The sequence below is a fragment of the Desulfosporosinus meridiei DSM 13257 genome, assembly GCF_000231385.2.
Classification (GTDB): domain Bacteria; phylum Bacillota; class Desulfitobacteriia; order Desulfitobacteriales; family Desulfitobacteriaceae; genus Desulfosporosinus; species Desulfosporosinus meridiei.
In genome coordinates, this window is the sequence record NC_018515.1 from 1,687,017 (window position 1) to 1,701,673 (window position 14,657).

13 protein-coding genes are annotated in these 14,657 nt (G+C 40.3%); 11 read left to right on the forward strand and 2 right to left on the reverse strand.

The window, feature by feature from the left end:
- Positions 1–45 precede the first annotated feature (45 nt).
- The 8 genes from DESMER_RS07815 to DESMER_RS07850 all read left to right on the forward strand — a co-directional run bounded on the left by DESMER_RS07815 (position 46) and on the right by DESMER_RS07850 (position 9,384).
- Entirely contained in the window at positions 46–1,248 is a 1,203-nt protein-coding gene (locus DESMER_RS07815) for a phosphotransferase (protein WP_014902513.1), read from the forward strand.
- A 59-nt stretch (positions 1,249–1,307) separates the two neighbouring features.
- Complete coding sequence (locus DESMER_RS07820; RefSeq protein ID WP_014902514.1) at positions 1,308–2,750, forward strand: trimethylamine methyltransferase family protein; 1,443 nt, start codon at positions 1,308–1,310, stop codon at positions 2,748–2,750.
- Between the two features lie 71 nt (positions 2,751–2,821).
- Positions 2,822–3,448 carry a corrinoid protein gene (locus DESMER_RS07825; RefSeq protein ID WP_014902515.1) on the forward strand — a complete coding sequence of 209 codons (627 nt, stop codon included), beginning with the start codon at positions 2,822–2,824 and terminating at the stop codon, positions 3,446–3,448.
- Positions 3,449–3,804: 356 nt separating this feature from the next.
- Positions 3,805–4,608, forward strand: a complete 804-nt coding sequence (locus DESMER_RS07830) for a methyltetrahydrofolate cobalamin methyltransferase (protein ID WP_014902516.1) — start codon at positions 3,805–3,807, stop codon at positions 4,606–4,608.
- A gap of 153 nt (positions 4,609–4,761) precedes the next feature.
- A complete protein-coding gene (locus DESMER_RS07835; protein ID WP_014902517.1) occupies positions 4,762–5,382 on the forward strand; it encodes an HAD family hydrolase in 621 nt (206 codons plus the stop codon).
- Between the two features lie 117 nt (positions 5,383–5,499).
- Complete coding sequence (locus DESMER_RS07840; RefSeq protein ID WP_014902518.1) at positions 5,500–7,332, forward strand: ASKHA domain-containing protein; 1,833 nt, start codon at positions 5,500–5,502, stop codon at positions 7,330–7,332.
- 121 nt (positions 7,333–7,453) lie between these two features.
- On the forward strand, positions 7,454–9,019 hold the full coding sequence (locus tag DESMER_RS07845) for a methylenetetrahydrofolate reductase C-terminal domain-containing protein (RefSeq protein ID WP_014902519.1): 1,566 nt from the start codon (positions 7,454–7,456) through the stop codon (positions 9,017–9,019).
- A gap of 47 nt (positions 9,020–9,066) precedes the next feature.
- Positions 9,067–9,384, forward strand: coding sequence for a DUF6951 family protein (locus tag DESMER_RS07850; RefSeq protein ID WP_014902520.1), 318 nt, complete (start codon positions 9,067–9,069; stop codon positions 9,382–9,384).
- A gap of 86 nt (positions 9,385–9,470) precedes the next feature.
- On the opposite strand, the gene DESMER_RS07855 is transcribed toward DESMER_RS07850, so the two are convergent.
- Positions 9,471–10,061 carry a hypothetical protein gene (locus DESMER_RS07855; RefSeq protein ID WP_014902521.1) on the reverse strand — a complete coding sequence of 197 codons (591 nt, stop codon included), beginning with the start codon at positions 10,059–10,061 and terminating at the stop codon, positions 9,471–9,473.
- A 111-nt stretch (positions 10,062–10,172) separates the two neighbouring features.
- Between DESMER_RS07855 and DESMER_RS07860 the strand changes: the two genes are divergently transcribed.
- From DESMER_RS07860 to DESMER_RS07870, 3 genes are all read left to right on the forward strand, one after another.
- Complete coding sequence (locus DESMER_RS07860; protein ID WP_052314840.1) at positions 10,173–10,466, forward strand: YjdF family protein; 294 nt, start codon at positions 10,173–10,175, stop codon at positions 10,464–10,466.
- A gap of 477 nt (positions 10,467–10,943) precedes the next feature.
- Positions 10,944–11,708, forward strand: coding sequence for a glucose 1-dehydrogenase (locus tag DESMER_RS07865; RefSeq protein ID WP_014902522.1), 765 nt, complete (start codon positions 10,944–10,946; stop codon positions 11,706–11,708).
- A gap of 38 nt (positions 11,709–11,746) precedes the next feature.
- Positions 11,747–12,163, forward strand: a complete 417-nt coding sequence (locus DESMER_RS07870) for a hemerythrin domain-containing protein (protein WP_014902523.1) — start codon at positions 11,747–11,749, stop codon at positions 12,161–12,163.
- A 172-nt stretch (positions 12,164–12,335) separates the two neighbouring features.
- Here DESMER_RS07870 and DESMER_RS07875 read toward each other — a convergent pair whose 3' ends face one another.
- Positions 12,336–14,426, reverse strand: coding sequence for a glutamine synthetase III family protein (locus DESMER_RS07875; protein ID WP_014902524.1), 2,091 nt, complete (start codon positions 14,424–14,426; stop codon positions 12,336–12,338).
- Positions 14,427–14,657: the final 231 nt, after the last annotated feature.

Below are 14,657 nucleotides of genomic sequence, written 5' to 3' on the forward strand. Positions count from 1 at the left end.
ATTCTTTCAACGCAATCCAAGGGAATTTAAAATAGGAGGATTAACATGAATACAAGTAAGATGAGACTTCTTGATGCATTAAGTGTTAACCAAACGTTTTCCATGTTCACACAAAGCGAAGATCTCAAAAGAATCGCTGCTCATTTCTTTGAATCTATGGAATCGATCCTGATTCGAAATCAAATTGTCGATGCGCTGAGAGATTACGATCTGGGGAAAGTTACTGAGGTTTACGAAATATTTGGCGGATATGTCAATCGAAGTTTCGGTATATATACTGAAAAGGACGGAAAGAGAAACGAATATTTTGTAAGAAAGTATAAATATGGAATTACAGAACCGGAAATTGTCTTTGAACATTTAATGATTGATTACTCTAAGGCTCACGGTTTAGATATTGCGGCTGGATTAATTCGTACGAAAGATGGTTTAACCTTCGTCAAAAAAACCGAGGGAGTCAATGAAAATGCCACAGATATTTTTTTCGCTGTATATGAGTTCTTAGCAGGAGAGGACTTATACACCTGGGATACTCCGAATCTAACGGATGAAGAGTATGCAAGTGCAGCTGAAGTACTGGCATCATTCCACAATGCTGCCAAAGACTTTGATCCTCAAGGCCTAAAACGTGTAGAACCAAAGATTATGGATTTTCTTCCAACTCTCCCGGAAAAATATAAGTCATTAGCGCAAAAAGATATGGATACTAAGTTCCATAGATATTACACCAGTAAACTTAACTCAATATTAGAGGTTATCGGAAGATCACAAATCTCAGAGGATTCACTAAAAGGAATGCCTTCAACACCATGCCATAATGACTTTCATGCCGGGAACTTGAAATATTTAAATAACAAGGTTGTAGGAATCTTTGATTTTGACTGGTCGAAGATTGATTATCGTCTCTTTGATGTTTGTCTGGCCTTGGACTATTGCTGCAGTTCATGGACGGATGAACAGGATGGAGTCTTGCTCCTTGATAAATGTGTCATCTTTCTCAAGGCCTATCAACGCAAATTGATTGAATTAGGAGAACTTGAACCCCTTAATTCAGTAGAGCTTGAGAATTTTCCAACAATGATGGCTGCAGCTAACGTCTATTTGATTAACTGGGATGTCGTAGCCTATTATGCCGGAAAGAATTTAAATGAGTACGAGTATATTGCATATTTGCAACATCATGTCCGCCTAATGAATTGGATAGAAAACCACAAAGCTGAGATTGCCGACCTTGCAAAATCAATATAATGGCTTGCATCATAGTCAGGTTATTAAAGATTATTTAGAATTGGAAAGGGGACAGAATTGTGGAATTCACAAAAATATTTAGTCAAGCAGAAGTAGAGAGAGTTCATGAAGCTTCCTTAGAAATTCTCGAAAATGTAGGAATGTTGGTACGTAACCAAAAGGCCCTAGAAATCTTTGCCAAAAATGGCTGCAAAGTTGATAGGGAGTCAATGATGGTTAAATTCCCCAGAGAGGTTGTCGAGAAAGCCCGAGAAACCTTTGTGCCAACCTATACCTTCACAGCTCAAGATCCAAAGTTTGATATAACTATGCCTGGAGACCGTCCAGTCGTCGTAACGGGAAGCTCTGCACCCAATATTATCGATCCTAAAACAGGGGAGGAACGACGGGCAACCTCCGATGATATAGCCAATATTGCCTATTTAATTAATGAGTTGCCGGGATTTGACGTGTTCTCAATCTCCACGTTGGCTGATGATGCTCCAGAAGGACAGTTTAGTCTTTCACGTTTTTATCCGGCTTTGAAAAATTGTAAAAAACCCGTCCGCAGTAACACTCCTAACATGGAGGATCTTAAAGCCGTATTGGAGCTAGGATATTTGATAGCCGGAGGGGAAGAAGAATATCGAAAGCGTCCATTCATCAACCATCATTACTGTCCGGTTGTCTCTCCGTTGACCTTTGATGTGGAATCCACTGAAGCGGTTATTTACTTAATCGAACAAGGATTACCGGTCTACGGAACCATAGTTCCTAATGCAGGCATGACGTCACCCCTCAGTCTAATGGGGACGCTGACACTTGGTAATGCTGAATTCTTAGGTCTAGCTACTTTAACCCAGATGATTCGTCCCGGGGCCCCAATGATCTACGCAGTATTGTCAACAGTTGCTGATATGAGGACAGGTGCCTATGCACCGGGTGCAATTGAAACGGGTATGCTGCAAATGGCCCATACTGAGATGGCCAGATTCTACAATGTTCCCTCCGGCGGATACATTGGCTTAACCAATGCTCACACGAATGATGCTCAATCCGGTTATGAAACAGGGATGAACACCACGGGAGCGTTACTTGCTGGGGCAGATTTATTTAATATGGGTGGTCTACTGGGAAGTTTAATGGCTTTTGACTTCGGTAAAGCCGTAATTGATAACGAAGTAGCACTGATGCTCAAACGAATCAAAAAGGGCTATGAGTACAGTGAAGAAAATTTGTGCTTAGATCTGATAGCTGAAGTCGGACCTGGCGGCAGCTACATGGACGCAGATCATACGCTGAAAAATATGCGCACTATAGCTGTCTTACCAAAAGTTGCTACCAGAGAAATGCGTCGTCGTTGGGAAGACCAAGGCAAACCTGATGCTCACGCTCGTGCCATGAAAGAGGCCAACAAAATATTGAGCAAACCAAATAAGGCGCGTTTTTCTGAGGAATTAGATGCTAAAATTCGCGAGCAATTTAAGGGACTTGTTGCCGGAGATGCTAAGTGGAGCCTTTGATAGGGAAGGAAAAAATAACTGAAAAACTCAAGATAAAGGTTGAATGATTGAAGAGAAAAGGAGATAATAAAATGAGTGTACAAGATATTTATGATGCAGTTGTAGAATTTAGTGTTGATAAAGTAGTATCACTTGTTGATGCCGAAGTAAAAAGCGGAACAGATGTCTCAGAGATTTTAAGCAATGGTCTGATTGCGGCAATGGATGAAGTTGGGCAACGCTATTCTGAAGGAGAGTTCTTTGTTCCGGAAATGTTGATGGCAGCCAAAGCTATGAAAGGTGGACTTGAGGTATTAAAGCCTTTACTGTCTCAAGGGGATAGTGATAAAAAAGGTACTATTATTATTGGAACTGTTAAAGGCGACTTGCATGATATCGGTAAGAACTTAGTATCGATGATGATGGAAGGAGCCGGATTTGAGGTTTATGACCTTGGTGTAGATGTAGATACAGATAAGTTTATTGCTACTGCTAAAGAAAAAAATGCTGACGTTATATGTATGTCTGCTCTATTAACAACGACGATGCCTTTTATGGAAGTGACAGTAAAAGCAATACGGGAACAGGGTTTAAGCATTAAGACTATGGTGGGCGGTGCTCCTGTTTCAGAAGACTTTGCCAACAAAATTGGGGCAGATGGTTGGAGTACAGATGCTCCCGGCGCAGTAGAAACTGCCCGTAGGCTCACAGCTAAATAAGCCCCCTATTCTTAAGGAGAATGAGTACATTTAAGTCAGATAAGTCAAACATTCAGTTAAAAAGTAGCTAAACTTGAAGGCTAAGATTTCGAATTACAGAACTGACTCTGAATTATGAGTCTAATTGACTTGATTTCAAAGTCAGTTCCTTAAAGATTGAGTCAAGAATGACTTAACCAAGTTCGTTAAGCACTGCTCACATTTATATTATAGGTTATAATATAAGACTTACTTAAGAAAAATCCTTTGATAATCGAGTAAATCAGAATAATCTGAGTCAGAGGTTTTTGGCATGAAATTTGCTATATATATTTGCAGCACCATCTAGATTAAGTAATTATGAGGAGGAACCATCAATGTTAGTAGTTGGAGAATTAATTAACGCAAGTCGTAAGGCTATCGGGGAAGCCATCAAAGCCCAAGATGCTGAATATATCAAAAAGGTGGCTAAGGATGAGCGTGAAGCTGGGGCAGATTTTATCGATGTTAATGCCGGTATCTTCGTTGGCAAAGAAGCAGAATACTTAAAATGGCTCGTAACAACCGTACAAGAAGCAGTTGATGCACCTTGCTGTATTGACAGCCCAGATCCTAAAGCCATTGAAGCAGCTTTGTCAGTACATAAAGGAATTGCCATGATCAATTCAATCTCATTGGAAAAGGATCGTTACGATGCGTTGATTCCTGTGATTGCCGGAACTGATTTAAAAGTAGTTGCCTTGTGCATGAGTGATGAGGGTATGCCGGAAACTATGGATGCACGACTCAAAATTGCTGAAAGACTGATCGATGGACTGGTCAAAAACAATGTTCCGCTAGAAAATATTTATGTAGATCCCTTGGTTCAACCCGTCTCAACTAATAATACCTTCGCTGTGGAGTTTATTAATTCCGTAGAAGCAATTATGACTCGCTTCAAAGGAGTCCACACAATATGTGGTCTGTCAAACGTATCCTATGGGCTTCCTGTCCGTAAATTCATGAACCAGGCCTTCGCTATTATGGCTATTGGTAAAGGTTTAGATGGTCTTATTATCAACCCTCTCGATAAAATGATGATGGCAAGCTTAGTCACAGCCGAAGCCCTTGCTGGACGTGACGACTATTGTGTTAACTACCTCAAAGCTTTCCGTAACAATAAATTTGATTTCTTAGGATAATAGTATTCTAGAGATATTGATTCTGACAAATTTAATAGCGGCAGTGTTATCAGCAAGTTTTTGTACAAGATCCCCTTCTCTAAAAAGAGTTGGGGATCTTATATAATAGAATTCTTTTGTACATAGTTTGTCAGGGTTGTAGGGGGTAAAAATGTGGCGTTGGTAATGTTTGATTACGATGGTGTTATAGTTGATTCGATAGATGTTTTTATTTCCCGGTTTTCTCAGGCTTGTTTAGAGAATGGGTTTCAGGGAATCAATGAGCCGAAAGACGTTATTTCATTCTTTGAGGGTAATGTTTACGAAACAATGATTAGTCGAGGAATTACGGAATCTACCATAGATAAAATTCTTCAGCGGTATGAACTATTACAAAATGAGCAACTAACTCATCTCGAGCTTTTTAATGGTATCGGCGAAGCACTGAACAAAATCGCAGAAAAACACCATGTATATGTTGTTACATCGAACCTTTCAGATGCCACAAAACAGATTTTAAATTCTAACGGGATTGACTGTTTTAAAGATATCATTGGAGCTGAGAAGGAAAAGAGCAAGATAAAAAAGATCCGCAGCGTGATTTCCTTACATCCCGGTATTCCTGCCTATTATGTAGGGGATACAAAAGGAGATATGATAGAAGGTAAACATGCAGGCACAAAAACTATAGGAGTTACCTGGGGATGGCATACACCAGAGAAAATAAAAGAAGGCAACCCGGATTTTCTTGTCAATTCTCCGGAAGAACTTGCGGACTTGCTGGTTAGGGTGTAATTAAGAAGGAAAAGCCAGGCCATAGAGCGAATATTCATATATTGAAAAAAGTTCCTAACAACAATGATCGCCGTTTACTGCTGGAATAGAATTATCAATCGTCTAAAGGAGGACAATATGGAAATCAAGATACTCCCTAACCGAGTCATCCAGACTGAGAATAATGAAACCTTAATGGGTGCCCTTATCCGTCATCAACTGCCTGTAGAGAACGTTTGTAATGGTCAGGGAACCTGCGGGAAATGCAAAGTTCGCATGCTTGGGAATCTTCCCGAGCCAAGTGTTCAGGATTTAAAACATCTAAATGAAGTAGAAATTCAGGCAGGATTTCGGCTGGCCTGTACAGTTGTTCCTGAAGAGGGAATGGTCATTGAATTAAATTTCGTAGAAAGCCAAGATCGCAAAGAAAGTGCTCTTCTAGGACTAAAGTTAAATGCTGTTGATTCACGAGCTGAAAAGATTTGCTTAACCATCGATAAGCCTTCCTTACAGGATGAGAGGGGAGACTGGGATCGCGTGGTAGATGCTCTCAGCGCTGTTACCGGTAGGAGTTACACTTACCCAAGTTTGCATGTCCTTAGGAAAGTTTCAGAGGTTTTAAGATTAGAACAGTACATCTTAACCGTAACCTTGTTTGAAAATGAGATATTAGAGATTGAGCCCGGAGACACCTCAAAACGATTGTACGGAGTGGCTGTCGATATTGGGACAACCAGCGTAGGAGTGGCCTTATACGATTTAATCACCGGTAACCTCATGAAGGTCGTCTCAATCGAGAATGAACAGACAGCTTATGGCGCAGATGTAATTTCTCGTATTTCATTTGCAAAAGAGAGTAAAGAAAATGCACTAGCCTTGCAGGGTGCTGTTAAGAGAACTATTAATCATTTGTTAAAAGAAATTGAATCCAAGGTGGATATACACAAGGATGAGATTGTCAAAATGGCCATTGTTGGTAACACCACCATGCATCATCTCTTACTGGGATTAGAGGTCTCTCACTTAGCGGTTTCGCCCTTCGTTTCAGTTTGTAACCGACCATTAGATCTTACAGCCCATGAACTAGGACTAGAGATTAATACACGAGGGAAGATATTCCTGCTCCCTAACATTGGGAGTTTTGTTGGTGGAGATACGGTAGGGGCAATTGTCGGGGCTCCGGAAGTATTGGAGCAGGGAAATCACTTACTGATCGACTTAGGTACTAACTGCGAATTGTTTTTAAAGACAGACAAGATAATGATGGCTTGTTCTACTGCAGCAGGTCCTGCTTTCGAGGGTGCCGGAATAGCTTATGGTATGAGAGCAAAACAAGGCGCTATTGAAGGGGTAAGCATTACGGAAAGTGGTGTGCACTGTGAAGTAATCGGTGGCCAAGAACCCATCGGAATTTGCGGTTCAGGTCTTATTGAGGCAATTGACGAGATGAAAAGGGCCGGGGTGATTAATAAACAAGGAAAAATTGCTGTTCCTGAAACAGCGGACAATCTTTCTGAAGAACTCAGGAATCGCATACGTCCTGCTGAAAAAGCTCGTGAATTTATCCTAGCCTATGGTACCGGCCAACGATCTGACGTAACCATCAGTCAAAAAGATGTTGGAGAATTACAATTGGCCAAGGGAGCAGTATGCGCTGGAATAAAGACTTTAGTTGAAATGGCCGGAATAAGTGTTCAAGATCTTGATTCCGTAATTCTATCAGGAACCTTCGCAACGTATCTTAAAGCTGAGAACATTTTAAATATTGGTCTGGTTCCGGATATTCCACCGGAAAAGATAAAAATGGTCGGCAATGCCGCTCATGTTGGGGCAATACGAACACTTCTGAATCATCAGGAAATGATGATGACCGAGGAGCTTTATAAGAAAATTGGGCATATAGAGCTTGGTGGGAGCGCTACATTTTCAAACTATTTCATGAATAGCCTCTATTTAGAAAAATTAAGTTAATCAAAAGTTGAGAAAAGACTGAAAACGACTTAAATTATTGTCTCAGAAGAGTTATAATTATTAGAGAATAAATGGACAATGTACCCAGAGAACATTTTGTAATAAGGAGAGGAACAAAGGAATGGAGAATAAATTCAAAGAATCGTTACTCGACAAGAATACGTTATCTGTGACATGGGAACTGGTTCCAGGAAGAGGCGCTAACGAAAAGGCTCAACAAACTGCCATTGCCTCGGCAGAACAGGCTGCAAAGGGTGGAAGGGTGCACGCGCTTACCATCACGGATAATCCAGGAGGAAATCCGGCAATCTTAGCTGACTATTTGGGAATGGAAATCATCAAGTTGGGAATTGAGCCACTGGTACACTTTACCTGTAAGGACAAGAACCGTAACCAGATGGAGAGTCAATTATATGCACTCGACCGTGCAAAAGTTCGAAATCTCTTAGTCATGACCGGGGACTATACTTATTCCGGATTCAAGGGACGTCCTAAGCCGGTTTTTGACCTAGATCCCTCGAATACACTACAACTTATCACAGAGATGAATAAAGGCTTAGAAGTACCGGGTATGAAGGGGCCAACCTATCACGCTCCCAGTGACTTTTTTGCCGGCGCGGCTGTTTCTCCATTTAAGTCTACAGAGGCTGAGCTGATGATTCAGTATTATAAAATGAAAAAGAAAATCCAAGGCGGGGCACAATTTATTGTTACTCAGCTGGGTTATGATGCTCGCAAGTGTCATGAAGTCCTTCAATTTTTAAAGGTAAACAACCTGGATGTTCCGGTTGTGGGAAATATTTATGTTCTCCCCTACGGAGCGGCCAATGTTATGAATCAAAATAAATTACCGGGCTGCGTCGTAACAGACAAACTCTTGGCCGAACTGAATACTGAAAAGACTGCTGAGGATAAAGGTGTCGGGCAACGTATGCTTAGAGCTGCTAAAATGTATGCCTTTATGAAGGGAATGGGCTTTGCCGGAGTCCACATTGGCGGGCACAATCTTAAATACGAACAAGTTGAATACATCATTGATAAAGGTGAGGAACTCAGCCCTAATTGGCAGGATTATATTAAGGAATTTGATTATCCTCAAAACAATGGTTTCTATTATTTTGAAAAAGACGAGAAGACGGGACTAAACACAGATCGTCCCACAAATCGTGCTAATCGCCCCTTAGATGCGCCTGCGGGAGCAATGAACTCAATGATGAGAGGGATGCACAGTCTCATGTTCACCCCAAATAAAAAGCTTTTCCCAGTATTGCGCAGCATGTATCATGCTGCAGAAGGTAAGAAGAAAGCCGAAAAGAGACTTCACGCCGTTGAACATATTGCCAAAGTTGTCATGCTTGACTGTAAGGATTGCGGCGATTGTGCTATATTAGACATAGGGTATCTATGCCCAATGTCTCAATGTCCAAAAAATCAACGTAACGGAGCTTGCGGTGGAAGCTTGGATGGCTGGTGTGAAGTTTTCCCTAAAGAAAAGAAATGTGTTTGGGTCAGAGCTTATGCCAGACTGAAGAAATACGGGGAAGAAGCAACCTTAGACGTTCCACCAGTCCCCCCGGCTAACTGGGATTTATATCAGACTTCTTCATGGTCTAATTTCTACTTAGGAAAAGACCACTCAGCACCTATCTTAGGTATTAAACGCCCGGAAAGCAAAATCAAGAAGTAGTCCATTGAACAATACATGAAGGAATTCATAGTTGGAGGTGCATATTCATGGCAACAGGAGTTATCAAGGCCGGAGCATGTGGTTTTACCATCAATGTTAAAGCTACTAGTGGTGATAATCATAAAGTAAAACTTGAAATCACTAGTGATTGTCCGAATTACCAAAAAATCGCGGCAGAACTTGACGAAGTAGATGCCTTCCAAGAGATTTTTCAAAAACTCCACACTGGGAAAGTGTACGAAGCATTTGCAAAGCACAGCCCCCATCCCAGCTGTCCAGGATTATCTGGGATGATGAAATCTGTCGAGGTGGCAGCAGGTTTGGCTCTGCCTCAGAATGCAAGTATCACAGTAACTAAAGAGTAGTAAATAATAATGTGAGGCCCATAGTTGATTGAAAATCAACTATGGGCCTTTTTTATTTTCGACGATCTTTGAGTAGGCATGGAATACTATAGAATTAACCCGAAATTTTCTATGGTTATTTCCTTACTGAAAGTTTCAATCGGAGGGTTATCTCTATTGATTTCCGCAATCATGTTTTTTACGGTTTCAGAATATTGCAGGATAAAGTTGTGGAGTCCGGAATTAGTAACACCCGTTTCTAAGGTGAGTTTGCTATTTAAGTAGATATTCAGGTGGTATTCCTCGCTAGAAAAGTAGTCATCAAATCTATCTTCCAGTATTGGAGGTCCAAAGATGGCAGCTTCTCGGCAAATATATAGTCGGCATACCGGAGGTAAGGCATCCTTTGGCAAAATACAACCCAAGTCGCTGGCGAAGGGGCAATGATTCAAGCCAACTTTCATTTCTACCATAATACCGTTAAAGCCCTTTATAATAGAACCTTTTTCTAAGATGAGCTTATAAATATCCGGGTAATGCAGATAGATAAAAGCTAAATCAAAAAGACAAAATTCCGGTTCATAGGAACAGCAGCCTATTTTTTTACCTTCATTTGTATTTCTGCAGCAAACTGAACAGAGATTTGTACAGATACTGGGACGCAGGGGGTCGTTAATAATTTGAAATTCAGCTAACATAAGTGAGTGATTGCTCCTTCGTCTTTTTCTTGCGTATAAAGTTATTAATTTGTAATTATGTACACTAAAACAGACTGACTGTGACTGGAAAAATGGATAATTCGTACTTTGATGAAATATAAGTTCCTTCTCCATAACTGGTTCAATTTGAAGTTTAGCCTCCCTATTGTGGCGGAGAAGGTGGATGAGAGACGTGTTAATCCTAAAAGAGTTCAAAAGTTGAGTAAAAAGCAGGTTTCCAATAATGGTGTTGGAACAAAAGCTCAGCAGGCACTTAAACTTCAACACGAAGAGGCTAAACTTGAGCGACGTCGAAACAACAGGGAAAAATGGAAAGTCGAAGAACAGATGAAATTTAAGCTTCGACAAAAAAAAAAAAGAAAAGAAAAGCACAAAGGTAGATAATTTATTATTTAAAAGGCAACTCGCAAATGCAGTTGCCTTTATTTTATAACACCTTAAATACTCCTTGTCCATAATATTAAGTATGTTATCGGTTTCCTTAGAGACAATGTAAAGGATGGAGAATCATAGGGTTGAGGGAACGGAATCAAAGTAATCTCAAAGGCATTGGGATTTTAACCGATGCCTTTGAACATTATTTTATTCAATTTGACCTAAATATTGATCATGGTAAGTTGGAATTTATAGAACCCTTGCATTGATGGAATTGAGTGATTTTTCTAAATTAATATTGTAGAAATATTCCAAATTTTATATAATGAAGATAATTATACTTGTTTTGAGATATATCCGTCATGATTTTTGAATAAATGTCATGGCATAGGTAGATTTAAGAAATCTTATTGAGCCATTGGCATTATGTTTTCTAGGACAAAAAAGATGAGTTAGCTAATTACATAAAAATGAGGAGGGAAAAACATGAATACTTCATATCTTTCCTTGGAAGGAAAAGTTGCCCTAGTAACCGGAGGGAGCAGAGGTATCGGCAAAGCTATTGCCTTAACTTTGGCCGACGCAGGCGCTGATGTGGTGGTTAGCAGCCGTAAACTTGAAGATTTGAAATTAGTGGCCAATGAAATCCGCGGAATGGGTAGACGAGCGCTGGCAGTAACAGCTCATGGTCGTGAAAGTGAAGATATTCGTAATCTAGTAGAAACCATTAAGAATGAGTTTGGCAGGATTGACATTTTGGTGAATAATGCGGCAACTAATCCAGCCATGGGCCCTATTGTGGATATGGAAGAAAGGATGTATGATCAAATCATGGATACGAATCTTAAAGGTTATACCCTCCTTAGCCAGTTAGCGGCAAAATGTATGATTAGCCATAGTGGGGGGGCCATCGTGAATATTGCTTCCATTCTTGGGGTAACTCCTGGGTACGGGTTGGGATTATACAGTATCAGCAAGGCTGCAATTATCATGCTGACAAAGTCTATGGCTAAGGAGCTGGGAGAACATAATATTCGAGTTAATGGAATCGCTCCGGGATATGTTCAAACCACTTTCAGTAAGGCGTTATGGAGTAATGAAGCAATGATGAAGGAGAAACTTAAGGATATCCCCTTGAAAAGAATCGCTCAGCCAGAAGAAGTGGGCAGAACAGTTCTTTATTTGGTCTCTGAAGCGTCTGCGTATGTGACAGGCCAAACCATCATCATGGATGGTGGAGCGTCTATTTAGCTAGGATCTTACATAAAAAAAATATAGGTGGTGTCAGTGTGATTAACCAGATTATTAACAAACAGCATCAAGAAATTAAGCAGATTATTAGAGAATTAAGAGAGGATATCTATGAAGAAAGTGAAGTTTCCGCAAATTCTTTATGGATTGCCCTTAAGATTGGAACCTTAAACGGTATTATGCAGATGCACCTTAAATATGAGGACGATTACTTATACCCTGCATTGTTAAATGATAAAGAGAATGAAAAGCTAAGTGATATTGTAAGTAAATTCGTTGAGGAAATGGGAGATCTCGCCCAAGTATTCAAGGATTATCAGCAAAAATATCTAAGACACCCGGAAGATATTAAACAAAATACTAAAGAGTTTGTCAACGATACAAAACAGATTTTAGACGCCATAGCTGTTCGTGTAGATTGTGAGGAAGAAGAACTGTTTAAAACTATTATGTAGTAGGATTGAACGAAGGAGTAAATCCTGAGAAATCCTATCCTTATATTTGATTGTGAAGATTATTATCAGAACGGATGGTCGTATAGAGTAAATTAGGGGCTGTACTATGAAGTACAGCCCCTAATTAAGCATTTAATATATAATGATGTTTTTAGTTGGAGTAAAGGCCCTATTAGAGCATAAATAGCATTTCAGCATAAGTGGGGAGAGGCCAGAGTTCAGCATCAACAAGTGTCTCCAGTTTATCTCCGTCAACTCTTAGTGCTCCCATAGCTTTAAAGACAACATCTCGATAATATACTGCTTGCTCATAGGCTTCGGACATATTTGTTGCTTCTAAAGTAACGCTTTCAAGTGTGCTCAAATTGGAATTAAAGGATACTAAGGTTGAGCATAGTCCAATGAGGAGGTTTTCTTGGACAGAGACATCGACAGCACTGGAAGCAGCTTTAATTGCATTAATTGAATTTGCCAGTTCTGTGGAATATTTGACGGCAGCAGGAATGATCTTATGTTTAGCCATATCAATCATTGTCAGTGCCTCAATGTTAATCTGTTTTGAATACTGCTCTAAGTTGATTTCATAACGTGATTCTAATTCAGTTTTATTTAATACTTCGTGTTTTCCGTATAATTCAATGGTAGATTCACGAAGTAAAACCAGTGCGGCATCAACGGTAGAGGTAATATTAGGAAGACCGCGTTTAGCTGCTTCTGCTACCCACTCTTCAGAATAGCCGTTGCCATCAAAGAGGATCCGACTATGATTCATGGCAGTTTCCTTAAGAAGTTGCTGTAAAGTTTGATCAAAGTTCTCAGCATTTTCTAAGCGATCTGCAAATTGCGAGAAGACTTCAGCAAAGATTGTATTGAGTACTACGTTAGGTCCGGAAATAGATTGAGAAGATGCTACCATTCTGAATTCGAATTTATTACCAGTGAAGGCGAAGGGGGAAGTGCGGTTTCGGTCAGTTGAGTCTTTCTTGAAGGCAGGCAGTGTGCTTACACCGCTGGCTAATTTCTCCCCTTGAAGGGATCTTGTTACTCCACCATTTTGCAGCTGTTTGAAGATATCAGAAAGCTGGTCGCCGAGGAAAATCGAAATGATAGCAGGAGGTGCCTCATTTGCTCCGAGACGGTGGTCATTTCCGGGGGTAGCAGCGGATAATCTAAGTAGTTCCGCATAATCATCAACAGCTTTAATAATGGCACATAAGAATGTGAGGAACTGGAGGTTTTCATGAGGGGTATTGCCGGGTTCTAAGAGATTAAGTCCATCGTTTGTGGACATTGACCAGTTGTTATGCTTTCCGGATCCGTTAACACCTGCAAAGGGTTTTTCGTGAAGCAAACAAACCATATCATGACGCAAGGCAATTTTTTTCATAGTGTCCATAACAAGCTGGTTGTGGTCAGTGGCAATATTTGTTGTGCCAAAGATGGGAGCTAACTCAAATTGTCCGGGAGCCACTTCATTATGTTGAGTTTTCGCCAGAACGCCCAGCTTCCACAATTCAACATTGATATCATGCATAAATGCTGCTACTCGAGTTTTTAAACTTCCAAAGTAGTGGTCTTCAAGTTCTTGACCTTTTGCTGACATGGCTCCGAATAAAGTCCGTCCGGTAAGCATGAGGTCCATACGTTGATCAAAGAATTTCTTGTCTACGAGGAAATATTCTTGCTCAGCACCTACGGTACTGGTGACATTTGTCGATGTAGTATTGCCAAAAAGTTTCAGTATACGCAAAGCTTGCTTGGAGAGGGCTTGCATCGAACGTAAGAGAGGAGTCTTTTTGTCCAGAGCTTCCCCTGTATAAGAGCAAAAAGCTGTAGGGATACATAACGTCAAGACATCCCCATCTTCTTTAAGAAAAGCTGGAGAAGTACAGTCCCAAGCAGTATAGCCTCTTGCTTCGAAAGTTGCACGAATTCCTCCGCTTGGGAATGAGGACGCATCAGGTTCACCTTTTATTAATTCTTTACCGGAAAACTCCATAACAACTCGGCCATCATTGGTTGGGGAGATGAAGGAATCATGTTTTTCCGCAGTGATGCCAGTCATTGGTTGAAACCAATGGGTAAAGTGGGTTGCTCCTTTTTCAATGGCCCAATCCTTCATACTATTGGCCACGACTTCAGCTACCTCAGGGTCAAGAGGAAGTCCCTCTACAATTGTTTTGCGCAAAGATTTGTAAGTAGCTTTTGGTAGACGCTCTCTCATCACCGCGTCATTAAAGACGTTTTCCCCAAAAATATCCATTGATTATTGCCTCCTTTTAAGTTTAGCTTTTTTTGTAAAAAAACAAAAAAACGCTCCCCTAAAGATTATACAATAAATCTTCAAAGAGCGTCATTGCTCCATTTGAATCTGGTATAAACTTAACATTTTATTCACCTGTTGACAAGAGAAAATTTTGTATGTATACAGTATAAAATTTGAAAGGAATTAGCGGTATTAATTAGAAGGTATTTTAATAGAATTGACGAATTA

Coding starts and splice junctions, on each gene's coding strand:
- DESMER_RS07855 (WP_014902521.1), bottom strand. CDS start 10,061: ATGTTAGCTGAATTTCAAATTATTAACGACCCCCTGCGTCCCAGTATC.
- DESMER_RS07815 (WP_014902513.1), top strand. CDS start 46: ATGAATACAAGTAAGATGAGACTTCTTGATGCATTAAGTGTTAACCAA.
- DESMER_RS07865 (WP_014902522.1), top strand. CDS start 10,944: ATGAATACTTCATATCTTTCCTTGGAAGGAAAAGTTGCCCTAGTAACC.
- DESMER_RS07850 (WP_014902520.1), top strand. CDS start 9,067: ATGGCAACAGGAGTTATCAAGGCCGGAGCATGTGGTTTTACCATCAAT.
- DESMER_RS07845 (WP_014902519.1), top strand. CDS start 7,454: ATGGAGAATAAATTCAAAGAATCGTTACTCGACAAGAATACGTTATCT.
- DESMER_RS07860 (WP_052314840.1), top strand. CDS start 10,173: ATGAAATATAAGTTCCTTCTCCATAACTGGTTCAATTTGAAGTTTAGC.
- DESMER_RS07840 (WP_014902518.1), top strand. CDS start 5,500: ATGGAAATCAAGATACTCCCTAACCGAGTCATCCAGACTGAGAATAAT.
- DESMER_RS07830 (WP_014902516.1), top strand. CDS start 3,805: ATGTTAGTAGTTGGAGAATTAATTAACGCAAGTCGTAAGGCTATCGGG.
- DESMER_RS07825 (WP_014902515.1), top strand. CDS start 2,822: ATGAGTGTACAAGATATTTATGATGCAGTTGTAGAATTTAGTGTTGAT.
- DESMER_RS07875 (WP_014902524.1), bottom strand. CDS start 14,426: ATGGATATTTTTGGGGAAAACGTCTTTAATGACGCGGTGATGAGAGAG.